We start from the raw sequence: 23140 nt of genomic DNA on the forward strand, positions 1-23140 counted from the left end.
TGATGACGACAAGCAAAGCGCGTTTTGGAGACGGAGCGCTCGGATGCAGTGTTGGGCCGAAGATTAGGAGATTTGCCGTGGCCCTGCAATCGCAGCACCTTTTTACGCTCTTCATCTCGCTTCATCCGACGTTGGAGCTTGGGCAGACCCCGGCCGGCGGCCGGCGCATCTTCTCGGTCTCGGGAGGGCGTTTCGAAGGCGAGCGGCTGAAGGGGGAGGTATCGCCGCTCGCCGGCTCCGATCTCCTGCTCGCTCGCGCCGATGGGACATTTCAGCAGGATGTCAGGCTGCTTCTGGTCGCCGGGGACGGAGGCCTGATCCTCATGACCTATCGCGGGATCAGGCGTGCGTCGCAGGTCGTGGCCGAGCGTTTGGCGCGCGGTGAAACGGTCGACCCCTCCGAGTACTATCTGCGCACGACGCCATATTTCGAAACCGCCGCACCCGCGCATGCATGGCTCAACGGCATTGTCGCCGTCGCGAAAGGGGGTCGGTGTCCGGGTGGCGTTGAATACGAGGTCTTTGAGGTTCTCTGACCGCGCCATCCCTTTCGCACTCACAGCTTACCGACGTTGCAAGCGGGCTGCTGGCGCATGCTCGACGAGGGCGATGCAGCTGGTGCCATGGGACCATTCGACATGCCCGACAGCGAACACGGCAGGCGCAAATCCGGAGCGTCGGACGGGATCGCTCTGCTGCAATCGCCGCTCGGGCAACTGCTCACGATAATCGGCTGGTTCGGCCTGCCGGCGGAAAGAGCAAGCGGCCGGCTCGCAGTGCTTGAACTGACTGACGAGCAGCTCAAGGATGTAGGTCTATCGCGCGAGCAATTCGACGGGGAAATCCGCCGTCGTCCGGGACATGAGCGCGCCGACGCGATCAGCTCACGATTCCCGAGCGGCTTCTGAACCCATATCTGACCTAGCCAACGTGTGGGCGTGAATCAGGCTTGCATCACCGCGTAGACGTCGCCGGAGTTCGCCTCGTGCGGCAGGTCGCGCAGGAAACCGCCCATCGCCTCGGCGCCTGCCTCCTCGTCGAGCTCGAGCGTCTGGGATTCGCCGAGCGCGACATTGAAGCGATAGGGCCCCAATGTCTCGAGCAGGACAAGGCAGGCCTCGGCGACATCGCGCTGGATCGTGGTGAACTCGAAGGAGATCGCCGGCACCAGCCGCGAAAGCCCGGCCAGCACATTGGCCTCGAAACCCTCGACATCGATCTTGACGAAGTCCGGCATGCCGTAGCGCGAGATCAGGCTGTCGAGCGTGGTGCAGGGCACGGTGAGCTCGCGATCCCAGACCTGCTCGCGCCAGCCCTCCGCATCCCGGGCAGCGCCGACGAAGTCACCCGAGATGGTCGAGACCGTCGGATTGGCGCTGTTGATCCTGAGCGTGGCCATCCCGCGATGGTCGCCGCAGGCCGCCTCGACCAGCGTCACCTGCGGATCACGACCATGGATCAGTTTGATGGCCCGCGCCGGACCTGGCTGCGGTTCGAGCGCCACGACCCTCGCGCCGAGCCGGCGGAAGGACGAGACCCGGTCGCCGACATGCGCACCGATATCGAAGGCCAGATCGCCCGGCTTGAGGAAGCGCGCGTAGAGCGCGTCCATCGCCGCGTTGCGCGCCGCGTCGCCATGATAGACGCGCAGCGAGCGCGCCAGCGCCTTGGCCGTCCCTTTCGGATAGGCGACGCCGTTCACGCGCGCGGCCCGGCCTGGATGGCGACGAGCTCCGCCGGCGGGTCGAAATCCTCCGGGATGCCGCAGAGCCCGCGGCGCGCAAACCACTCGCCGAGCGCCGGCGAAGCGCTCAGCATCGCGAAGGGGATCGCCAGCACATAACCGGCGGTCAGCGGCAGCGACCAGAGCAGCACGGTGGGCGAGAGCGCGAGGAGCGTGCCGAAGATGTAGATCCCGAACAGCAGATGCGGCCACAGCCCCGCGAAGGCCGTGGCGAAGGAGAGCGCATGGGCATCGCGCGACTGGCCGTTCCAGCCGATCTTCGCCCGCCCGAAAACCAGGCCGATCACGAACAGCGTCGTGCGGAAGCTCGAGACCGCCCCCTGCAGGAAGGCGAAGACGATCTCGATCAGCGAGGAGGCGATGAAGCGGCCGGTGCCGCCATAGCGCTTCGTGCCGCCGCGCGTCAGCAGGATATCGGCAAAGCCGGCAAGCTTCGGCGAGAGATACATCGCGAAGAACAGCACATAGAGGAAGGCGGCCAGCCCGGCCGGATAGTCAGGAATGCCGGCATCCTGCATCACCTTCACCGGCAGCAGCGCGATCATCAGTGTCCAGGCCGGCAGGCCGAGGAACATCAGGATCGCCCAGACGAGCTGGAAGCGGCTCATCGGCTTCAGGCCGGGCAGGTCCATCAGCTTGAGATATTGCAGGTTGCCGAGGCACCAGCGCAGGTCGCGCTTGGCGAAGTCGAGCATGGTCGGCGGGTTTTCCTCCCAGCTCCCCATCTCCTCCGGCAGCACGCGCACCTCGTAGCCGGCGCGGCGCATCAGCGTCGCCTCGACCTGGTCATGGCTCATCACGGCGCCACCCAGCGGCGGCCCGCCGGGCAGCACCGGAAGGTGGCACTGATCGCGGAACGGCGCGATCCGGACCATGGCGTTATGGCCCCAGAACGGGCCGCATTCGCCGATCCACCAGGCCGAGCCCATCGTGTAGGGCCGCATGCCGTGGCGCATGCCGAACTGGAAGATGCGGGCGAAGGCGGAGCGGCTCGGCATGCCGACGACCAGGCTCTGCAGGATGCCGAGCCGCGGATGCGCCTGCATCATCCGGGTCAGCTTCACGATCGCCTCGCCCGACATCACGCTGTCGGCGTCGAGCGGCAGCATGGCCTCGTAGCGCTCGCCCCAGCGCTCGCAGAAATCGCGGACATTGCCGGCCTTGAACCCGGCATTCTCGTCGCGCCGGCGGTAGATGATGCTGCAATCCTCGCCGGCGTCGCGCACGAGTTCGGCCGCAAGCGCCTCCTCCTGTGCCGCGACCGCTGGGTCATTCGTGTCCGAAAGCACGAAATAGTCGAACCAGCCGCCTTCGCCGGTGGCATTGAGGCTCTCCTTGACGATGCGCAGCCGCGCGAAGGCCCGGGCCGGGTCTTCGTTGCGCAAGGTCATCAGGATCGCCGTGCGGATCGCGATCGGCGCGGCGGCGTCGCCATCGGCCGCGAAGGGCGCGACCTGCTGGCGCCCGTCCTCGACGCCATGCAGCAGCCAGAGGCCGATCGCCGCGTTCCAGAAGCCGAGCACCGTCCAGGGCGCGCCGAACAGGAAGGCGACGAAGATCACGCCGTCGGCCAACGTCCAGCCGCCGGCGCCCAGAACCCAGGAGAGGCCGTAGAGCAGGCCGCCCAGCGTGACGAGATTGAGCGTCAGGACCAGCAGGCGCCGTGCCCGCAGCACGCCGATGGTCTGCAGCCCGGCGGGCGTCAGCCCCGGCAGCGGATCGGCTGCCCCTTGCGTCGCCGGCAGGAACGTGGTCGGAGCGGGACGCTGGTTCATGGCAGTTTCTGTCATGCGATCAGGCTAGGCGAGGGTCCGCACAGGATGGCGCAGGAGCTAAAGCCGGCATTGACGACCGGCGCAAGTTCGACGGCGAGGGCACTCTGGTATGTGGCCCCGCGTGAATGCGCCCTGAACGAGGTCGCATTGCCCGAACGGACGCCGGGTGACTGCCTCGTCCGAACGCTCTGGAGCGGCGTGAGCCGCGGCACCGAGCGTCTCGTCTTCGAGGGCCGCGTGCCGCCCTCGGAGCATCTGCGCATGCGCGCGCCCTTCCAGGACGGCGATTTCCCCTTCCCGGTGAAATACGGCTATTGCGCCGTCGGACGGGTCGAAGCCGGGCCGGCCGGACTGGTCGGCGAGACCGTGTTCTGCCTGCATCCGCATCAGGACCGCTTCGTCGTGCCGCCTGCCAGCCTGACGATCGTGCCGGGCACCGTGCCGGCCCGCCGCGCCGTGCTCGCCGCCAATATGGAAACCGCGCTCAACGCGCATTGGGACGCCGGCTCCGGCCCGGGCGACCGGATCGTCGTGGTCGGCGGTGGCGTGCTCGGCCTGCTCGTCGCCTGGCTCGCCGCCAGGCTGCCGGGCGCCGAGGTGACGCTGGTCGACATCGATCCCGGCCGCGCCACCCTTGCCGCCCGGCTCGGCTGCGGCTTCGCCCAGCCGGCGGACGCGCCCGGCGATGCCGACCTCGTCTTCCATGCCAGCGCCTCGGCGCAGGGCCTCGCCACCGCGATCGGCGCAGCCGGGTTCGAGGCCCGCATCGTCGAGCTGAGCTGGTATGGCGAGGGCATGGTGCCGGCCCCGCTCGGCGGCGCCTTCCATGCGAAGCGGCTTCAGCTCGTCTCCTCGCAGGTCGGCCAGGTCGCGCCGTCGCGCCGTCCGCGCTGGGACTATGCCAGGCGCGCCCGCGCCGCGATGGCGCTGCTGGCCAATGAGGAGCTCGATGCGTTGATCACCGAGGAGATCGCCTTTTCCGACGCACCCGCCAGGCTCCCCGGCATCCTCTCCGCCGGCTGGCCCGGGCTGACGGCGGCTCTGCGCTATTGACCTGACGCTGGGGCTTTGGCCAAGACAGGGCGGCCGGCAATCCCCGGCGAACCGGAGTTGGGCCATGTTTTCCGTCGAAGTCCGCGACCGCATCATGATCGGCCATTCCTTGCCCGATCCCTTTTTCGGCCCGGCGCAGAACATGCACGGTGCGACCTTCGTGGTCGATGTCGCCTTCTTCCGCGAGACGCTGACCCGCCAGAACGTCGTCGTCGATATCGGCGCGGCGCTCGAGGTGCTCAACCGGACGCTGAAGCCGCTGAACTACCAGAATCTCGATGCGCTCCCGCAATTCAAGGGCGTGCTCACCACCACGGAATTCCTCTGCAGGCATATCTTCGACGCCATGGCAGCCGCTGCGAAATCCGGCGCGTTGGGCGAGGACGGCGCCGGGCTCTCGCGCATTCGCGTCACCTTGCACGAGACCGACCTGGCGCGGGCGAGCTATGAGGGCGCGCTCGCGTGAGCGGCATCGCCTTCGCCATTCCCGGCGACATCGATCTGCCGACCGGCGGCTATTCCTATGATCGCCGGCTGTTGCGCGAATGGCGCGAGATAGGCGTCGCCGCCCGCCACCTCGCTTTGCCGGCCTCTTTTCCAAATCCGAGCGATGCCGACCTCGCCGAGACCGGCCGGCTGATCCTGTCGCAGCCTTATGACGACGTGCTGCTGATCGACGGCCTCGCCTATGGCGCCTTCCCCGAAAGCATCGCGGCCGGACTGGCGGGCCGTGTCGTCGCGCTGGTGCACCATCCGCTCGGCCTCGAGACCGGGCTCAGCCAGGAGCAAGCCCGGGCCTCCATCGTGCGCGAAACCGCGGCGCTGCGCTATGCCAGCTCCGTCATTGTCACGAGCCCGACCACAAGGGACCTGCTGGTCGCGGATTTCGCCGTCCCGGTGGAGCGGATCACCGTCGCGGTGCCGGGTGTCGATCCCGCCCCGCGCGCCAAGGGCGGCGCCCCGGATGCGCCGCTGCAGCTGCTCGCCGTCGGCTCGCTGGTGCCGCGCAAGGGCTATGAATTCCTGGTCGAGGCCCTGCGTTCGCTGGCCGAGCGGCCCTGGCAGCTGACCATCATCGGCGCCGCCGACCGTGCGCCTGCGACGGCCCGCGCCCTCGAAGCGCAGATCGCATCGGCCGGGCTGCAGGACAGGATCACGCTGGCCGGCGCGGTCTCCGACGCGGAGCTGGCTCGCGCCTATGCCGGCAGCGACCTCTTCGTCATGCCCTCGCTGTTCGAAGGCTACGGCATGGTGCTGACCGAAGCCCTGGCGCGCGGTTTGCCCGTCCTGTGCACGACGGGTGGCGCGGCGGCCGAGACCGCGCCGGATGCAGCCGCGCTCAAGGTTGCGCCGGGCGACGCGGCGGCACTTGCCAAAGGCCTGAAACATCTGATCGATGCGCCGGAGCTGCGCGCGCGCATGGCCGACGCCGCCTGGGCTACCGCGACCGGCTTGCCGCGTTGGCGCGATACCGCGACGATCGTCGCCGAGACATGCCGGAAGGTGATTTGATGAGCGGCTTCTCCCCGGATTGGCTCGCCTTGCGCGAGCCCGCCGACCACGCGGCTCGCAACCCGCAGCTCCTCGCCGCGGCAGGCGCGCATTTCGCCGACAAGGCGTCGCTGACGGTCGTCGATCTCGGCTGCGGCGCCGGCTCCAACCTGCGCGGCTGCTTCTCCGCCCTGCCTGACCGGCAGCACTGGACCCTCGTCGATTCCGACCCTCGCCTTCTGGAGACGGCGCGCCATCGCCTCGCCGACTGGGCCGACGAGGCCCGCGAGCAGGGCGAGGAGCTCGTCCTGCGCAAGGACGGCAAGCTCATCAGCGTCGATGTCCGCCAGGCCGACCTCACCAAGGATCTCGAATGGATCCTGGGCTGGCAACCCGACCTGGTGACGGCCGCCGCCCTGTTCGACCTGACCTCGAAACGCTGGCTCGAACGCTTCGTCGCCTCCCTCGTCAGCCAGCGCCTGCCGCTCTACACGGTGCTGACCTATGACGGCCGCGAGCGCTGGAAGCCGAAGCACCCCACTGACGCGCAGATGCTGGCCGCCTTCCACCACCACCAGCATGGCGACAAGGGTTTCGGCCCCGCGGCCGGGCCGGAGGCGACGGACGCCATGGCCGAGGCCTTCCGCAAGTCGGGCTATGCCGTCTCGACCGGCGAGAGCCCCTGGCTGATCGCCGAGGATCAGGCCGAACTCGTGCAGGCGCTCACCGGGGGCATCGCCGACGCCGTCCGCGAGACCGGCCATGTCGAGAGCGAGGCCATCGCCGCCTGGCTCGAGGCGAAGCGCCAGGCCTCCGGCCTGATCGGCCATCAGGATCTTTGGGCCCGGCCGGTCTGAGGCCGCCTGCTGATTTCAGCTGGAACCGGTGTCATCCCGGCCGAGCGAAGCGAAGAGCCGGGATCCATGCCGGAACCTTTACGAATAGCGCTCCGGCATGGATCCCGGGTCTACGCGGCCAAAGCCGCTTGCCTGGGATGACGGAGTTCTGGTTCCCTCAGATCACGGCACACCCTATTTCAACCCCGGCAGCATCCGGCGCAGCACGCCGTCCTTCCGGATCAGATAATGATAAAGCGCGGCCGCGATATGCACTGCGATCAGCAGCGCCATGACGATCGCGAGCCGGCCATGGATATCGAGCACGCGCTTCGCCATATCCTCGTTCGGCGCGGCGAGCGAGGGCAGGTCGAACAGCCCGAAGATCGTCACGGCCGGGAACAGCGAGACCCCGATCCAGCCGAGCAGGGGCACGACCAGCAGAAGGCCGTAGAGCAGCCAATGCACCAGATGCGAGCCAGCCTTGTGCCACCAGCGCAAGCTGGGCTCGTCCGGCGGCGCGCCGTGCAGCAGGCGATAGATCAGGCGCCCCGCCATCAGCCAGAGCAGCAGGAAGCCGATCAGCTTGTGGGCGCTATAGAGGTTGTCGGTCAGCGCATCCCAGATATCGAGCGTGTTGCCGCGATAGGTCATCGCCAGGCCGAGCGGGATCTGCGCCAGCACGAAGGCGACCGTCAGCCAGTGGAACCGCCGCGCAGCCGGGCTGTAGACCGGCCGGGCATCGGCTGCGGAGACGGGTTCGCGGATGCGTTCGTGGTCCTGCATGGTCCCCTCCTGAGCGCATGGGTTTCGTCGCGATGGGCCGCTGGCCTCGCCCATTCATCTCGTGTTCAATGTCACGTTCCTATACAGCGGGCGGCAACAGATTGGATGGCTGACAGGTTCAGCCGACGAGAAGGGTTTGGCAACGGGAACCGTCCGTCCTCCGGTACGTTTGGAAGCCGGGGGCCGGTCGTGCATCCGCTGCGATGTCCCGATCGTAGAACAGATACTCCTCCGCCGGTTCCCGGCGCAATCTGACGGACAGTTCGATGCCTAAGTCGCCGATGTCTGGGTCGCGTACGCTCTTCGGCCCCCCGAACGAAACCAGCCTGGTGACCGTCGATCGCGCGATCTCCGAGTTCAGGGCCGGCCGGCCCGTGCTGCTGCGCGACGGCGCCAGCCTGGCGCTGGCGCTCTCCGCCGAGCTGCTGGCGGCCGATCTGGCCCAGCGGCTCGACGATCTCGCCCAGGGACAGGCCCATCTCGTCCTCACCGCGGCGCGGCTGCGCCGACTCGGCTCCAAGGGCCGCAGCGAAACCGGCATCTTCGCCATGCCGACCCTCGACCTCGCCCGCATCGAGACGCTGGCTTTGAAGACCGAGGCCAGGGTCGATGCGCCTGTCGCTCCCGCCCGCGACATCGACAATGCCGCGCTCGAACTCGCCCGCCTCTCGCTGGTGCTGCCGGCCGCCATCCTGGTCCCGGTCTCCACTGAGGCGGTCGCGGGCGAGCCGCTGGTCGAGGTGGCCGTCGCCGCGATCGGCGCCTATCGCGCCGCCCAGGCAGCCTCGCTGACCATTGTCGGGCGCGCCCCCGTGCCGCTCGAAGGCGCTCCCGAGACCGAATTCGTCGTCTTCCGCGGCGGCGAGGGCCTGCGTGACCAGGTGGCCATCATCGTCGGCAAGCCGAAGCTGGATGCGGCCGTGCCCGTGCGCCTGCACTCGGCCTGCCTGACCGGCGACCTGTTCGGCTCGCTGAAATGCGATTGCGGCGACCAGCTGCGCGAAACCGTGCAATGGATGGCCGAGAATGACGGCGGCATCCTGCTCTATCTGGATCAGGAAGGCCGCGGCAACGGCATCTCCAATAAGATGCGCGCCTATCGCCTGCAGAGCCAGGGCTGGGACACCTACGACGCCGACGAGATCCTCGGCTTCGACCTCGACCAGCGCCATTTCGACTTCGCCGCCGCGATGCTGAAGCAGCTCGGCGTGACCCAGGTGACGGCCCTGACCAACAACCCGCTCAAGGTCGGCGCCATCAAGGCGGCCGGGCTCGAGGTCGCCGCGACCCAGCGCGTGCTCGGCCGGCCGAACGTGCACAATGTGCGCTACCTCGCCTCCAAGCGCGACCGGGCCGGCCACATCATCGACATGGACGCGCTGATGGCACGCGCCGCGCCGAAGGATTGATCGTCATAGCCCCTTCGGGCAGACGGTAGGAATGTCCGGGTCCGAGACCAGCCCTCCCAAGACGCTTCCCGCACGCTGGCCTCTCGCCAGCGTGTTTGCCATCGTGTTCTGCGCCTGGCTGGCGTTGTCCTGGCCCTGGCTCTCCGGCATCGTCACCATCCCCTGGGACGCCAAGGCGCATTTCCATCCGCAGCTCCAGTTCCTGGCGACAGCCTGGCATCGCGCGCTTTCGCCCTTCTGGACGCCCTTCGTCTTCGCCGGCTCGCCGCAGGTCGCCGATCCGCAATCGCTGATCTTCTCGCCGCCCTTCGCCCTGATCGCCGCCCTGAACCCGGCGCCGAGCTTCCGCTGGAGCGACGGCGCCGTCCTCGGCACGCTTCTCGCCGGGGCCTTCGCCATCGTCCTGATCTTCCGCGATCGCGACTGGCATCCGGCCGGCGCGGTCGTCGCCGCGCTCGCCTTCGCCTTCGGCGCGTCGGCCGCCTGGCGCATCCAGCATGTCGGGCAGGTGCTCAGCCTCGGCTATTTCGCGATCACGCTGCTGCTGCTCGCCCGCACCCTGGAACGAAGCTCGCTGCTCTACGGCTTTGCCGCCGGCATCGTCGCGGGCTTCATGGTGCTCGGCCGCGACCAGGTCGCGCTGATCGGCGTCTATGTGCTGGCCGGGCTGGTGATCGCCGCGATCGCCATGGCCCGCAATCCGCTCCGCGCACTTCGCACCAGCATCGGCCCGCTGCTCGCCGGGACGCTCGGCGCCGTCCTGATCGCGACCGTGCCGATCCTGCTCACCGCCTTCCTGGCCCAGGAATCCAACCGGCCCGAGATCGATCTCCTCGGCGCCGGCAAGGGCTCGCTGCATCCGGCCTCGCTCCTCACCGGCCTGATCGCCAATCTCTACGGCACGGCCGGGCCGCTCGATAATTTCTGGGGACCGCCGAGCCCGGCCTGGGAACAGCGCTTCGGGCCGCTCGACCTCTACCTCGCCCGCAACATGAGCGATCTCTATCTCGGCCTGCTGCCGATGCTGCTGATCCTGACGGTCGGGCTGGTGCGCGGCGCGCTGTTCCGGCGCGAGATCGTCGCGCTCGCCGTCGCTGCCGCGGTCGTGCTGGTCTATGCGCTGGGCCGCTATACGCCGGGCTTCCGGCTGATCTTCGAGGCGCTGCCGGGCGTGAACCTCTATCGCCGTCCCGCCGACGCGCTCTTCATTCTGGGCGCGCTGCTCGCGCTTCTCGGCGGCTACCTGACCCATCTCGTCATGACCGATGCCGCGCCCCGCGCCCGCCTATGGCACAGGCTCGTCGAGACCGCCCTGCTGGTTGGAGCGCTCGGTCTCGCCCTTTGGCTCGCCTGGACGGTCGGGCGCCTTCCGCTTGCCGTCATTCCCGTGCTGACGGCGCTGCTCTGCGGCCTGCTCAGCGCCGGCGCGCTGGTCGCCGCGCGCGGGCTCGCCTTGCGTGGCTCGCGCATCGCGGCCGCCATCGTGCTGGCGGCGACCCTGACGATCGACCTCTCGGTCAATAACGGCCCGAGCGAATCGACCGCCCTGCCCTCGGAGACCTACGAGGTCCTGCGCGCCGACAGCAGCAACGAGACCATCGCCCTGCTGAAGCGCGAGACGGCGCGCACCGCAGCGCCGGACAGGCGCGACCGTATCGAGCTCGCCGGCATCGATTTCCACTGGCCCAATGCCAGCCTGGTCCATGAGCTCGACAACACGCTCGGCTACAATCCGCTCCGGCTCGGGCTCTACAGCAAGGCGACCGGCGCCGGCGACCATGTCGCGCTGCCGGATCAGCGGACCTTCTCGGCGCTGATGCCGGGCTATCGCTCGCTGCTCGCCGACATGCTCGGCCTGCGCTTCATCGCGACCGGCGTCCCGGTCGAGCAGATCGACAAGAACCTGAAGCCCGGCGACCTCGTCCAGATCGCCCGTACCCGTGACGCCTATGTCTACGAGAACCCGCGCGCATTGCCGCGCGTGCTCCTGGTGACCCAGGCGCAGAAGGTCGATTTCGACGCGATTCTGAAAACCGGCCAATGGCCGGCGGGCTTCGACCCGAAGAGCACGGTCCTGCTCGAGCAGGACCCGCCGCCGCTGCCCACCGGCCCGGCACAACCGGGCTCGGTGCGGATCGTCGATTACGGCACGACCGAGATCGCGCTCGCAGCCGAGGCGCCGCGCGGCGGCTTCGTCGTGCTCAACGATGTCTGGCATCACTGGTGGCAGGTCGAGGTCGACGGCAAGCCGGCGCCGATGCTGCGTGCCAATGTCCTGTTCAGGGCCGTGGCCGTCCCGCCCGGGCGCTCGACCATCCGCTTCGTCTTTCGGCCCTTGGAAGGGCTCTATGCCGATATCGGCCACTGGCTGAAGGCGCGCCGGGCGCCTCCGGTCTGAGCCGCTCAGGCGAGCGCCGCCATCGCCGCGACGGGCACGGCCGGCTGCCCGGCCAGCACCCGCGCGACGCCGACCGGATCGACCACGCCGGCGAGGATCGTCTCGTCGCGATGGATGCCGCCGGCGACGAACAGGCTGTCGAAACCCATCATCCGCGCGCCGGCGAGATCGGTGCGCACCGCGTCGCCGATCACCAGCACCTTCGCCGGATCGATCTCGCGGCCGCCACGCGCCTCGCGCGCGGCAGCGAGCGCCAGGTCATAGGCGGGGCGATGCGGTTTGCCGGCCCAGGCGACCTTGCCGCCGAGCTCCTCGTAGATCGTCGCGAGCGCGCCGGCGCAGGGCAGCAGGTCATGCCCGACATGCACGACGAGATCGGGATTGCCGCAAATGAAGGGCAGGCCGCGCGCCGCCAGCCGCGTCAGCAGCGGGCGATAATCCTCCGGCGTCTCGCGGCGGTAATCGTTCAGCTCGGTGGCGACGACGAGCTCGGCCCGGTCTTCCCCAACAAGCTCGACATCGAGCCCGTCGAACACCGCGCAATCGGCTTTCCAGCCGATATGATAGATCCGGCGCGCCGGATTGGCCGCGATCAGCGCCTTGGTGACGTCGCCCGAGGTCACCAGCCTGTCCCAGGCCTCGCGCGGCACGCGCTTGTCGTCGAGCACGCCAGCGATCTGCTCCGAAGGGCCCGGCGCATTCGACAGCAGCACCACGGCGCCGCCGGCCTTGCGGAACCGCATCAGGGCCTCGCAGGCCGGCGTGAGCGCCAGCACGCCGTCATGCACCACGCCCCAGACGTCGCTGATCAGCACGTCGTAGTCCGCGAGCAGATCGCCCGCCTCGTCGAGAATCGGAACGTTCATGTCTGCTTATGCCCTCGCCTCAACGGCCATTCGCGCCTCGACCTCGGCCCGCCGCGGCAGGGGCGCGACGGCGCCGTAGCCTTGCGTCGAAAGCGCAGCCGCGACATTGGCATAGGCCGCCGCGGCGAAAGGATCGCCGGTCCGCACATATTCGGCGAGGAAGGCGCCGTCATAGCAGTCGCCGGCTCCCGTGGCGTCGATCGCATCGACCTTGATCGGCACGAAGCGCTCGCGCCGCTGCGGCGTCGCGACCAGCGAGCCCTCATGGCCGAGCGTCAGCGCGACGATCTTCGCGCCGAGCCCGAGATAGAAATCGGCGATCGCGTCGGGCTCGCTCAGGCCGGTGAGCTGGGTCGCGTCGTCGAAGCCCGGCAGCACGATGTCGGCCATCGCGCAGGCGGCGTTGATGATCGCGCGCGCCCGGGCCAGCGGCCAGAGCTTGAGCCTGAGATTGGTGTCATAGGCCGTCGTCACGCCGTTCGCGCGGGCGACCGCGAAGGCCTCGAAGACCGCATCGCAGGCGCTCGCCGAGATCGCCTGGCTGATCCCCGACGCCTGCACCACCTTGGCCGAGCCGATCAGGTCGAGCGGCAGGTCGCGCGGTCCGTAGAGGCTCGCGGCCGAGCCAGCGCGCAAATAGGAGAAGACATGGCCGCTCGGGCCATGGTCGACGAAATAGAGCCCGGTCGGCGCGCTCGGATGGGTCGCGACCCGGCTGTCATCGACCCCTTCCCTGGCCCAGGCTTCCCGGAACGTGCGACCGGCACTGTCGTCGCCAAGAGCACCGGCATAGGCCACCGAGGCGCCCTGCCGCGCCGCCGCGATGGCGCAATTCGAGGTGTCGCCGCCGAGGCCGAAGCGAAAGGCGCCCGCTTCGCCGCGAGTCGCGTTGAATTCGCCCAGCGGCTCGCCAATGCAGAGGATATCAATCGCTTTGTCAGTCACGGCACCGTCCCGCGCGAGAGCCCTATATGCGCGGCCTACCGCATCGGACCGAAAAGTGGAATCCACTTTTCGGAAAAATCCGATGCGATAACAAATGCATAGATCACCGTTATCGCGTCCAATCGGACGCGCGGCGATCTAGGCCGGCGCGCCTTCCTAAAGCATCAGAGGGGAAAGGAGGAAACGGTTTTCCGCCGAAAGCGCGCGACCTATTCCGCCGCCTCGCGTCGGGCGAAGGGGCCGGCTCGCCCTGGACCATTCTCGGCGCGCTTGCGGGCAGGCCTCGCGGGTTTCTCGTCGCCCTCGCGGCGCGCGATCTCGGCCGTCATCTCGGTATTGCGCGAATCGGCGGCAGCGAGGCCGGCTTCCGCCTGTGCAGCCCGCGCCGCCAAGCCATCCGCCCGCAATCTTTCGCTGTCGCGATCGGCCGTCATCGCCCTGAGACCTGCCGAAACCTGGTCGAGGGCGTGCTTGCTGGCGGCGAGCGCGTCATCGAGATCGTCCTGCTTGCCCTGAAGCACGAGAAGCTGCGTCTGGCTTTCGACCTGCGCTATGCGTTGCGCATCGGTCTCGCTCCGGGACTGCGCCAGTTCCGCGGCGCCCTGGGCCAGAGCCGCCCGTGCCTCGTCCAGGCTATGCTCGAGCGCTGTGACGTCCTTGACGCGCTGCTCGATCGCGAGATTGGCCTGCGCAAGGGCGGCGTTTTCTGCCGCGTGCGCATCGCGCATCTTGGCCAGATCGGCGCAGGCGGCGGTCAGGCCGCCTTCGAGCTCGGCGACGCGCGCGTCGCGCTCCCGCTCCAGCCGGCCGATCGTCATGTCGCGGCGGCCGAGTTCCTCCATGGCGTCGGCCCGGGCCGCGAAACCGCTTTCCGCGCGCTTCTCCAGCGCGCGCTCGCGCAAGGCGAGCTCGGCCCGCAGGTGGTCGCGATCCGCCGCGATTTCCGCCAGGGACAGGGGAAAGGCCGCCTCCGCGCGCTTTCGCGCCAGCCGGTCGGCGCGGCGGGCGAGCGCAGGCAAGGCCGCCAGCGCCAGCAGGGTGGCAGCCAGGAAGCCGAGCGCAATGAGCATGGCGGCTTCGATCACGTCACGACGCTCCAGTCAGGAAACGCCCCCCAAGCGGAAGCCTGCCATGGCAGGCCCCGAATGGCCAGTAGAAGCGGTCCTGCCCCGATCAGAAGGGGTTCCAGGTCGCGCTCGGCGTGAACTTGAGATAGCCGAGATTGACGCCGAGCCGCCAGCCGACGCCGGTGCGGATCGGCACCAGGGTCACGCCCTCGGCCGCCATCGCCGTGAAGCCGAAGCCCCCGACGAAATAGACCGAGCCATCGACCCCGACGAAGCGCTGGTACAGCGCTTCGACCGCCGGCAGGTTGTAGACCAGCATCATGGTGCGGGCGCCCTCCCCGCCGAAATCGAAGCCGACCGACGGCCCCTGCCAGAACACCTTGCGGTCGCCGGCATTGCGGGTGAACAGCGTGCCCTCGCCATAGCGAAGGCCTCCGACGAAGGCGCCCGACGCCTCCTGGCCCAGCACATAGCCGTTCGGCTCGCCCCAGCGGCGAACGGCTTCCTCGATGGTCAGCGCGAGGCCGCGCGAGACATTGCCGAAGAACTGGTGACCGGAGGAGACGAGTTCGGTCTGCGAGAAGGATTGCGGGGCCCGCTGCGCGAGGGCCGGCAGTCCGCTCGCGCTGATGACAGCCGAGGCGGCCGTGCCTGTCAGGAGGGTACGGCGAGTGAGGTTCATCATGGAAACTCCGGGCTAGGCGTCGCATCGCGACCAGACGGCCACATGCGCGGCGGGGCGCGGCATCGCGCAAATGCGCGACAATTCGGTAACCAGTTTGATACGCCGCAAGAGTATCCAACCCGTGAAGATTGCGCCTGGAGCCGGATGCGTTCAGTGGAGGTCGCTCCGCGCCTCCGGCCGAAAGCTGAATCCGTCTCCTCGCCATCGGCAAAGGATTTGCTGCGATGAAGGCCGTAAAATGGCAGCGCTGGATTTCGATCGCGGTCGGCGGCGTCGCCCTGATGCTCGCGATCCAGCCCGTGCTGGCGCAGCCGGCGGCCCTCCCCGCCGGCCTGCCTGAGCTTCCCGTCCTCGGCGAGACGATGCTGCGTGACGCCCGCTCGGGCCTGGCGCTGCGCGGCTATGATCCCGTGGCCTATCAGGCCGAGGGCCGGGCGATTCCCGGCCGCTCCGAATACGAATTGCTGCATGACGGCGTCATCTGGCGCTTCAGCACGGCGGGCAACCTCGCCGCCTTTCGCGATGCGCCGGAGGTCTATGAGCCGGCCTTTGCCGGGTTCGACCCGTCGGCCGTGGCCGAGGGCCGCGCCGTCGAGAGCGACCCGCATCGCTTCGCGATCGTTGATTCGCGGCTGTTCCTGTTCCGGACGGACGAGAACAGGCAGCGCTTCGTCAAGGAAGGCTCGCTGCACCATCTCGCCGAGGCGAACTGGCCCGCGGTCAGCCGCCTGATCGCGCGCTAAGGGTCAGCCCGGCGCCATCTCGTTCGCCAGGGCGATCGCCCGCTCGGCCAACGCCTCGCTGCTCGCCGCGACGAAAGGCGGATTGCGGAAATTCCGCTCGGCGCAGCCATAGCGCGGCAGGCTCCCGTCAAGCATCCTGACGACACCGCCGGCTGCGGTCAGGATGGCGTCGCCGGCCGCGATGTCCCATTCCATCGTCGGCCCGCCGCGAACATGCAGGTCGGCCTCGCCACTCGCGATCAATCCAAACTTCACGGCCGAGGACATCGGCATCTGTTCGGAGCTGCACATCGCAGCGAGGACACCGGTGCTGAGCGCATCGCCGTGGAAGCGGCTGACGAGGACAACGAGCCCGTCCTTCGGTGCGGCCCTCACGCCGATGCGGACGGCCTCGCCGATCGCCTCCCCTTCCGCCGTGACGGCTTGCGTGAACGCATCTTCCCCGGAGAACCAGAGCCGCCCGATCTCAGGCGCGGCGATCGCCCCGGCGATCGGCCTGTCGCCGCTCACGATGGCGATGGCGACGCAATAGCTGCCGCCGGCCGCCAGGAACTCGCGCGTGCCGTCGAGCGGGTCGAGCAGGATGAAGACCGGCGCGGTCACGGCCGCCTCGGCGCTCTCCTCGCTGATCACGGGGAAGTCGGGCAGAAGCCGCGCCAGCGCGGCCTTGGCCGCACGGTCGGCGGCAAGATCGGCCGAGCAGACCGGCGATCCATCGGCCTTCACGCGCACATCCGTCGCAGAGCGCATGGCCAGGAGCACGGCCCCGCTGAGCCGGGCCGCCTCGGCCAGTTTCCGGGCCAGTGCATTGCGATCGCGCAGGCGCGGATCGTCGGGGGCAATCATGATCGTCTCGTGCCGGCCGGCTGTCTTGCCGGTGAATATACGGTTAACCACATGCAAACCAAGATAGCACCATATCTAGTTCCACCGGCCTTCATTTGCCATGAGCGCCCCGAAACGCTGATTCCAGGACATAAGCCATGACCGCCATCTCGCTCGAGCCGCTCGACCTGGCCGCGCTACTCTGCAGCCGTGTCTGCCATGACGTGATCAGCCCGGTTGGCGCCATTGTCAACGCATTGGAAGTGCTGGAGGAAGACGACCCGTCGATGCGCGACTTCGCGCTCGAGCTCATCAAGAAGAGCGCGCGCAGCGCCTCGGCCCGCCTGCAATTCGCGCGCCTCGCCTTCGGCGCCGCCGGCTCGGCCGGCGCGATGATCGATCTCGGCGACGCCGGCACGGTCGCGAACGGTTTCCTCAACGACGACAAGCTCTCGCTCGACTGGGAGGCGCCGCGCGCGCTGCTGCCCAAGAACCAGGTCAAGCTGCTGCTCAACCTGCTGATCCTGGCGGCCCAGGCCGTGCCGCGCGGCGGGCGCCTGGTCTCTCGCGCGACGGTCGAGGGCGAGCAGGGGCGCTTCGAAATCAACGCCACCGGCTCGCATGCCCGCATTCCGGCCCATGTCGAGGAACTGCTCGCCGGCCGCTCCGAGACCGGCACCATCGACGCGCATGCCGTCCAGCCGCTCTATGCCGGCATGGTCGCGCGCGCCGCGAACATGAAGATCGCCTTCGCCATCGACGGCGAGACAGTGACGATCACCGCAGAAAAGGCGGAATGAAAGTCTTTCGCGCAAAGCGCTGAATCGTCGCGCTTTCCGGCCGATCTCAACCGATCATAAACCCTTCCGCTGCATAGATGAGCGCAGCGTTGTTGCGTGGGTAATGGTCGTCGGCATGGACGAACTGCTGCAAGAGTTCCTCGGCGAGACCAGCGAGCATCTCGACACCGTCGATCGGGAACTCGTGCGCTTCGAGCGGGAACCGAATAACCGCGACATTCTGCGCAACATCTTCCGGCTCGTGCACACGGTGAAGGGCACCTGCGGCTTCATCGGCCTGCCTCGCCTGGAAGCGCTGACACATGCGGCGGAATCGGTCATGGGCCAGTTCCGCGACGGCGCCACCGTCAACGCGATCGCGGTGACCGCGATCCTGGAAACCATCGATCGCGTCAAGGAGATCCTGGCGGAGCTGGCCGACAAGGGCCAGGAGCCGCCCGGCAATGACGAGGTGCTGATCGGCGAATTGCAGGCGCTGGCCGACCAGGCCAAGCATGAGCTGGCGCAGTCCGCTCCCGGCGCCGAGGCCGATCCCGTCGCGGCCTATCTCGCCCGCCATGCCGCGCCGCCGAGCGAGGATGCCCTCGATCTGGTCTTCCAGAGCGCGCCCGGACCGGAGCGCGGCCCGGACGGACGCGTCGCCGCGGCCGCCCCCGAAGCCGCGAGCGACGACGCAGGCCCGCGCGAGAACCGTCCGGTCGGCCCGGCCACCCTGCGCGTCAATGTCGGCACCATCGAGCATCTGATGACCATGGTCTCGGAGCTCGTGCTGACGCGAAACCAGTTGCTCGAGATCTCGCGTCGGCAGGAGGACGCAGCGCTCAAGGCGCCGCTCCAGCGGCTCTCGCTGATCACCGCCGAGCTGCAGGACGGGGTGATGAAGACCCGGATGCAGCCGATCGGCAATGCCTGGTCGAAGCTGCCGCGCATCGTGCGCGATCTCAGCGGCGAGCTCGGCAAGCGCATCGAGCTCGTGGTCGAAGGCGCGGATACCGAGCTCGACCGGCAGATCCTCGACCTGATCAAGGATCCGCTCACCCATATGGTCCGGAACTGCGCCGACCATGCGATCGAGCCGCCATCCGAGCGCAGGGCCGCGGGAAAACCCGCGCATGGCACGATCCGCTTGGCCGCCTATCACGAGGGCGGCTCGGTCACCATCGTCGTCTCGGACGATGGCCGCGGCCTCGATATCGAGCGCATCCGGCGCAAGGCCATCCAGCAGGGGCTGGGCCAGGAGGCCGAGATCGCGCGCATGAGCGACGCGCAGATCGGCCGCTTCATCTTCCATCCCGGCTTCTCCACCGCCGAGAGCGTCACCGCCGTCTCCGGCCGCGGCGTCGGCATGGACGTGGTCAAGGCCAATGTCGACACGATCGGCGGCCTGATCGACATCGCCAGCACGGCCGGCCAGGGCACCACGATCACCATCAAGATCCCGCTCACGCTCGCGATCGTCTCGGCGCTGATCGTCGCCTCGGGCGAGCAGCGTTTCGCGATCCCGCAGATCGTCGTGCGCGAGCTCGTGCGGGTAAAGGCCGGCGCCGACCACCGCGTCGAGCAGATCAACGGCGCGCCCGTGCTGCGCCTGCGCGGCCGGTTGCTGCCGATCATCGCGCTCGCCGGCCTGATGGGGACGGAAGCGGCCGCGGCCGATGACGGCTTCATCGTCGTCACCCAGATCGGCGAGCGTCAATTCGGCATCCTGGTCGACAGCGTCCTCCATACCGAGGAGATCGTGGTCAAGCCGATGTCGACCAAGCTTCGGCAGATTCCGATCTTCTCCGGCAACACGATCCTTGGCGACGGCGCGGTCGTGCTGATCGTCGACCCCAATGGCGTCGCCACCCTGGTCGGGGCCGCGACATCGGCGGACGCGGCCGAGCCGAGTGCGGAAGCCGGTCCCTCCCCGGCCGGCGAGCGCACCACCATGCTGGTCTTCCGCACCGGCGCCGCCGGCCTCAAGGCCGTGCCGCTCTCGCTGGTGACCCGCCTCGAGGAGGTCGAGGCCGAGCAGCTCGAGCGCAGCGGCGGCCGCGTCCTGATGAACTATCGCGGCCGCCTCATGCCGATCGTCCCGGTCGACGACGTCCAGATCAGGACGAGCGGCCTGCAGCCGCTCGTCATCATCGCCGAAGGCGATCTGACCATGGGGCTCGCGGTCGACGCCATCGTCGATATCGTCGACGAGGTCCTGGACGTCGAATTGCTGGCCATGCTCGACCAGGGCGTCGTCGGATCGGCCATCATCCGCGGCCGCGCCACCGAGATCCTCGACCTGGCCCATTACCTGCCCAAGGGCGACCCCAACTGGCTTCGCGCCAGCCGTCGCGACCACGCGGCCTCCCCCGCGCATGTGCTGATGATCGAGCCTTCCGATTTCCTGCGCGACATGCTGGCTCCGGTGCTCAAGGCGTCTGGCCTCAAGGTCACGCTGGCGGCGGATTTCGCGGGCGCCCGGCATCATCTCGCGGCGGGCGGGATCAGCGCAGTCCTCATCGACCTCGACCGCGACATCGAGGGCGCTTTCGCCTTTGCAGCGGAACTGCGCGCCGGCGAGGGCGGCGAAAACCTCCGCAGCCTCGGCATGACCACCTTCGTCACGCCCGAGCTCTACGCCCGCGCAGCACAGGCCCGGATGGACGAGATCGTCGCGAAATTCGACCGCCGCACGCTGCTCTCCGAGCTGACGGAGCATAAGCCCGGTCTCAGGCAGGCGGCATGACCATGGAACCCGGCAACACGAGCCCCGTGGCGGAAAAGGCGAGCTTCGCCGAATCGCTGGACTACGTCACCGTCCTGATCGGCGAGCAGCTGCTCGGCCTGCCGATCGGCCGCGTTCACGACGTCTTCATCACCAACCGCATCACGCCGGTGCCGCTGGCGCCGAAGGAGATCATCGGCCTCATCAACCTGCGTGGCCGCGTCGTGACCGCCATTTGCCTGCGCAAGCGCCTCGGTCAGCCGACCCTGCAGAAGAGCGACAGCGAGCTCGTGGCCGTCGGCATCGACCATGGCGGCGAGGCCTATGCGCTGATCGTCGATTCCGTCGGCGAGGTGATGCGGCTCGACCATTCCACGCTGGAAGCGGTGCCGGTGCATCTCGACCGCGGCTGGGCCGCGCTGGCCGCCGGCGTCCATCGCCTCGATGACCGTCTTCTCGTCGTGCTCGACGTCGATGCCGTCCTCAGAATCAACCTGCCTTTGGCCGCCTGACAGGCGCCCTGCCCGCTCTGGAGAACGATCATGAAATACTGCCTCGTCGTCGATGACTCAGCGGTGATCCGCAAGGTCGCCCGCCGCATTCTCGAAGGGCTGCAGTTCCGGATCTCGGAAGCAGAGGATGGCGCGCGCGCGATCGATGCCTGCAAGGGCGAGATGCCGGACGCGGTGCTGCTCGACTGGAACATGCCGATCATGGACGGCTACGACTTCCTGCGCACCTTGCGGCAGATGCCGGGCGGCAAGCGGCCCAAGGTCGTCTTCTGCACGACCGAGAACGACATCGCCCATATCGCCCGCGCCATGCATGCCGGCGCCGACGAATACATCATGAAGCCTTTCGACAAGGAGATCGTCGCCTCCAAGTTCCACCAGGTCGGCCTGTTGTGAGAGACGCCGCGACGGCCCAGGCTGTCGCGCAGGTGCTGACGGACGGGCAGCCGCCCGCCCGCCGAGCCGTCGTTTTGGCATGCGGGGGAGCTTCCGCATGATGGGCCTGCGCTCCTCCGGCCCCGGCGCCAGCGCCGCACGCCCGAAAACCGTGGTCATCGCCGACGATTCCGTCGTCGTGCGCGGGCTTTTCGCGCGCTGGCTGGGGGAGAGCGGCCGGTTCCATGTCGTCGCGGTGGCGGGCGACGGCGAGATGGCCGTGGAGCACGCCATGCGCTACCGGCCCGACATCATGGTGCTCGACCTCGACATGCCGGGCGTCGACGGGCTCGCCGCGCTGCCGCAGATCGTTCGGGAAAGCCCGAGAACGGCGGTGCTGCTCGCGACCACGTTGACCGAGCGCAACGCGAGACTGGCGCTGCAATGCATGACCATGGGCGCGATGGACGTGCTGCCCAAGCCGGAAAGCCGCGGCGGCATGACGCTGTCGCTCGATTTCCGCAGCGAATTCCTCCTCAAGCTCGCCAGCATCGCCCAATCCGCGCACAGCACGCTGGCCGCGGCCACAGATGACGAGCCGGTTCCCGCCCTGCCGGACGGCGTCGATCTCAGGCCGCTGATCTCCGTGATGCCGCGCTATCTCGTCGTCGGCGCCTCGACCGGCGGCCCGCGCGCCGTCGCAAAAGTCCTGGCCGATATCGGCGACGGGCTGCAGGACCTGACCACGCTCGTCGTCCAGCACATGCCGCCGCTGTTCACGGCCTCCTTCGCCGAGCAGGTCGCAGCCCAGGTCGGGGTCGCCGCGCGCGAGCCCTATGATGGTGAAAGGCTCAGCCGCGGCACCGTCTATATCGCGCCAGGCGGGCGTCATCTCGGCATCGACCGCCGGCTCGGCCATATCGTCGCACGCATCAGCGACGGGCCGCCGGTGCGCTTCTGCCGCCCGGCCGTCGACGTGCTGTTCAGCGAGGCGGCGCACCATCTCGGCCCGGCCGCGCTCGGCCTAGTGATGACCGGCATGGGCAGCGACGGAACCGAGGGTGCCGGCGCCCTTCGCCGCACCGGGGCGGCCGTGATCGCCCAGGACGAGGCATCGAGCACGATCTGGGGCATGCCCGGCTCGGTCGTGCGCGCCCGGCATGCCAGCGCGGTGGTCGCGCTCGAGGATATCGGCCCCGCCATCCGCTCGCTCGTGCATGGGGGCCGGACCTCATGACGCAGGCCGATTTCGACTTCCTGCGCACGCTGCTGCATTTGCGCTCAGGCCTCTCGCTGAGCCTGGAGAAGCGCTATCTCGTCGAGAGCCGGCTCGGCATCCTGTGCCGCAAGCGCGGTCTTGCCGACCTCAGCGCGCTGGTGCAGCGCCTCAGGCTCGATGGCGATGCCGAGCTCGAGGGCGCGGTGGTCGAGGCGATGACCACCAATGAGACGCTGTTCTTCCGCGACCGGACGCCGTTCGACCTGTTTCGCGACGTGATCCTGCCCGAGCGGCTTGCCGCCAACGCGGGCCAGCGCACGCTGCGTATCCTGTGCGCGGCGGTGTCGACCGGTCAGGAGGCCTATTCGCTGGCCATGATCCTCGACGAGATGGCCGGGCGGCTCGCCGGCTGGAAGATCGAGATCATCGGCACCGACATCTCGCCCGAGGTCCTCGCGCGGGCGCGGGCCGGACTCTACACCCAGTTCGAGATCCAGCGCGGCCTGCCGATCCAGCTCCTGCTGAAATATTTTCGCCAGGAAGGCGACAAATGGCGCCTGTCGGAGCGTATCCGCGACATGGTCGAGCTCAGGCCGCATAATCTGCTCGAGCCGAACGGCCATCTCGGCCAGTTCGACGTGATCTTCTGCCGCAACGTGCTGATCTATTTCGACGTGCCGACCAAGGCGAAGGTCATGGGCGCCCTGGCGCAGCGCCTCGTTCCCGACGGCGCCTTCGTGCTCGGCGCGGCCGAGACCGTGATCGGCATCACCACCACGATCGTGCCCGACAAGCAGCATCGCGGGCTCTATCGCGACGGCCGCTCCAGCAAGGCCCAGCCCGGGCTCGGCTTCGCCTTCGACCGGCCGCGCCTGCCGGTTGAGTCAGGCCCGCGCCTCTGACTTCA

General features: G+C 68.6%; 23 protein-coding genes. 15 read left to right on the forward strand and 8 right to left on the reverse strand.

Features of this window, described 5'->3' with window-relative positions; translation table 11 throughout:
* The first annotated feature begins 77 nt into the window (after positions 1-77).
* Positions 78-536 (forward strand): DUF3237 domain-containing protein, encoded by a 459-nt coding sequence (locus ACTIF2_RS14395; protein WP_439497773.1) that lies wholly within the window; start codon positions 78-80, stop codon positions 534-536.
* A 57-nt stretch (positions 537-593) separates the two neighbouring features.
* Positions 594-908, forward strand: coding sequence for a DUF1127 domain-containing protein (locus ACTIF2_RS14400; protein WP_439497774.1), 315 nt, complete (start codon positions 594-596; stop codon positions 906-908).
* Positions 909-943: 35 nt separating this feature from the next.
* Here ACTIF2_RS14400 and ACTIF2_RS14405 read toward each other — a convergent pair whose 3' ends face one another.
* Positions 944-1702: an FkbM family methyltransferase gene (locus tag ACTIF2_RS14405; RefSeq protein ID WP_439497775.1), complete on the reverse strand. Its 759-nt coding sequence runs from the start codon at positions 1700-1702 to the stop codon at positions 944-946.
* Positions 1699-3519: a glucans biosynthesis glucosyltransferase MdoH gene (mdoH, locus tag ACTIF2_RS14410; protein WP_439497776.1), complete on the reverse strand. Its 1821-nt coding sequence runs from the start codon at positions 3517-3519 to the stop codon at positions 1699-1701. Before mdoH ends, ACTIF2_RS14405 begins: the two co-directional genes overlap by 4 nt.
* A 45-nt stretch (positions 3520-3564) precedes the next feature.
* Between mdoH and ACTIF2_RS14415 the strand changes: the two genes are divergently transcribed.
* The 4 genes from ACTIF2_RS14415 (at position 3565) to ACTIF2_RS14430 (ending at position 6920) form a co-directional block, all read left to right on the forward strand.
* Positions 3565-4572: a zinc-dependent alcohol dehydrogenase gene (locus ACTIF2_RS14415; RefSeq protein ID WP_439497777.1), complete on the forward strand. Its 1008-nt coding sequence runs from the start codon at positions 3565-3567 to the stop codon at positions 4570-4572.
* A gap of 64 nt (positions 4573-4636) precedes the next feature.
* On the forward strand, positions 4637-5038 hold the full coding sequence (locus tag ACTIF2_RS14420; RefSeq protein ID WP_439497778.1) for a 6-pyruvoyl trahydropterin synthase family protein: 402 nt from the start codon (positions 4637-4639) through the stop codon (positions 5036-5038).
* Complete coding sequence (locus ACTIF2_RS14425) at positions 5035-6084, forward strand: glycosyltransferase family 4 protein (RefSeq protein ID WP_439497779.1); 1050 nt, start codon at positions 5035-5037, stop codon at positions 6082-6084. The genes ACTIF2_RS14420 and ACTIF2_RS14425 overlap by 4 nt, the downstream gene beginning before the upstream one ends.
* Complete coding sequence (locus tag ACTIF2_RS14430) at positions 6084-6920, forward strand: class I SAM-dependent methyltransferase (RefSeq protein ID WP_439497780.1); 837 nt, start codon at positions 6084-6086, stop codon at positions 6918-6920. Before ACTIF2_RS14425 ends, ACTIF2_RS14430 begins: the two co-directional genes overlap by 1 nt.
* Positions 6921-7094: 174 nt before the next feature.
* On the opposite strand, the gene ACTIF2_RS14435 is transcribed toward ACTIF2_RS14430, so the two are convergent.
* The gene (locus tag ACTIF2_RS14435) at positions 7095-7685 is read right to left on the reverse strand and encodes a cytochrome b (protein ID WP_439497781.1); all 591 of its coding nucleotides are present in this window, start codon (positions 7683-7685) and stop codon (positions 7095-7097) included.
* Between the two features lie 281 nt (positions 7686-7966).
* Here ACTIF2_RS14435 and ribA point away from each other — a divergent pair, with 281 nt between their 5' ends.
* Positions 7967-9094 carry a GTP cyclohydrolase II RibA gene (ribA, locus tag ACTIF2_RS14440; protein ID WP_439497782.1) on the forward strand — a complete coding sequence of 376 codons (1128 nt, stop codon included), beginning with the start codon at positions 7967-7969 and terminating at the stop codon, positions 9092-9094.
* A gap of 31 nt (positions 9095-9125) precedes the next feature.
* Positions 9126-11492, forward strand: a complete 2367-nt coding sequence (locus tag ACTIF2_RS14445) for a glycosyltransferase family protein (RefSeq protein ID WP_439497783.1) — start codon at positions 9126-9128, stop codon at positions 11490-11492.
* 5 nt (positions 11493-11497) lie between these two features.
* Here the strand turns inward: ACTIF2_RS14445 and ACTIF2_RS14450 are convergent, their stop codons facing one another.
* The 4 genes from ACTIF2_RS14450 to ACTIF2_RS14465 all read right to left on the reverse strand — a co-directional run bounded on the left by ACTIF2_RS14450 (position 11498) and on the right by ACTIF2_RS14465 (position 15055).
* Positions 11498-12358, reverse strand: coding sequence for a TIGR01459 family HAD-type hydrolase (locus ACTIF2_RS14450; RefSeq protein WP_439497784.1), 861 nt, complete (start codon positions 12356-12358; stop codon positions 11498-11500).
* Positions 12359-12364: 6 nt separating this feature from the next.
* Positions 12365-13303, reverse strand: coding sequence for a sugar kinase (locus ACTIF2_RS14455; RefSeq protein ID WP_439497785.1), 939 nt, complete (start codon positions 13301-13303; stop codon positions 12365-12367).
* Between the two features lie 209 nt (positions 13304-13512).
* Entirely contained in the window at positions 13513-14388 is an 876-nt protein-coding gene (locus tag ACTIF2_RS14460) for a coiled-coil domain-containing protein (RefSeq protein WP_439497786.1), read from the reverse strand.
* Between the two features lie 88 nt (positions 14389-14476).
* Positions 14477-15055: a DUF1134 domain-containing protein gene (locus ACTIF2_RS14465; protein ID WP_439497787.1), complete on the reverse strand. Its 579-nt coding sequence runs from the start codon at positions 15053-15055 to the stop codon at positions 14477-14479.
* Between the two features lie 224 nt (positions 15056-15279).
* Between ACTIF2_RS14465 and ACTIF2_RS14470 the strand changes: the two genes are divergently transcribed.
* On the forward strand, positions 15280-15798 hold the full coding sequence (locus ACTIF2_RS14470) for a YHS domain-containing (seleno)protein (RefSeq protein ID WP_439497788.1): 519 nt from the start codon (positions 15280-15282) through the stop codon (positions 15796-15798).
* A 3-nt stretch (positions 15799-15801) separates the two neighbouring features.
* Here ACTIF2_RS14470 and ACTIF2_RS14475 read toward each other — a convergent pair whose 3' ends face one another.
* Positions 15802-16644: a 3'(2'),5'-bisphosphate nucleotidase CysQ family protein gene (locus ACTIF2_RS14475; protein WP_439497789.1), complete on the reverse strand. Its 843-nt coding sequence runs from the start codon at positions 16642-16644 to the stop codon at positions 15802-15804.
* A gap of 137 nt (positions 16645-16781) precedes the next feature.
* Between ACTIF2_RS14475 and chpT the strand changes: the two genes are divergently transcribed.
* From chpT to ACTIF2_RS14505, 6 genes are all read left to right on the forward strand, one after another.
* A complete protein-coding gene (chpT, locus tag ACTIF2_RS14480; RefSeq protein WP_439497790.1) occupies positions 16782-17423 on the forward strand; it encodes a histidine phosphotransferase ChpT in 642 nt (213 codons plus the stop codon).
* Between the two features lie 115 nt (positions 17424-17538).
* Positions 17539-20148, forward strand: coding sequence for a hybrid sensor histidine kinase/response regulator (locus ACTIF2_RS14485; protein WP_439497791.1), 2610 nt, complete (start codon positions 17539-17541; stop codon positions 20146-20148).
* 2 nt (positions 20149-20150) lie between these two features.
* Positions 20151-20639: a chemotaxis protein CheW gene (locus ACTIF2_RS14490; protein WP_439497861.1), complete on the forward strand. Its 489-nt coding sequence runs from the start codon at positions 20151-20153 to the stop codon at positions 20637-20639.
* Between the two features lie 30 nt (positions 20640-20669).
* The gene (locus ACTIF2_RS14495) at positions 20670-21035 is read left to right on the forward strand and encodes a response regulator (RefSeq protein WP_439497792.1); all 366 of its coding nucleotides are present in this window, start codon (positions 20670-20672) and stop codon (positions 21033-21035) included.
* A gap of 97 nt (positions 21036-21132) precedes the next feature.
* Entirely contained in the window at positions 21133-22251 is a 1119-nt protein-coding gene (gene cheB / locus ACTIF2_RS14500) for a chemotaxis-specific protein-glutamate methyltransferase CheB (RefSeq protein WP_439497793.1), read from the forward strand.
* Positions 22248-23135 carry a CheR family methyltransferase gene (locus tag ACTIF2_RS14505; protein ID WP_439497794.1) on the forward strand — a complete coding sequence of 296 codons (888 nt, stop codon included), beginning with the start codon at positions 22248-22250 and terminating at the stop codon, positions 23133-23135. The genes cheB and ACTIF2_RS14505 overlap by 4 nt, the downstream gene beginning before the upstream one ends.
* The last annotated feature ends 5 nt before the right edge of the window (positions 23136-23140 follow it).

Origin of the sequence: Allobosea sp., assembly GCF_051860145.1 — a bacterium.
Taxonomy (GTDB): Bacteria; Pseudomonadota; Alphaproteobacteria; order Rhizobiales; family Beijerinckiaceae; genus Allobosea.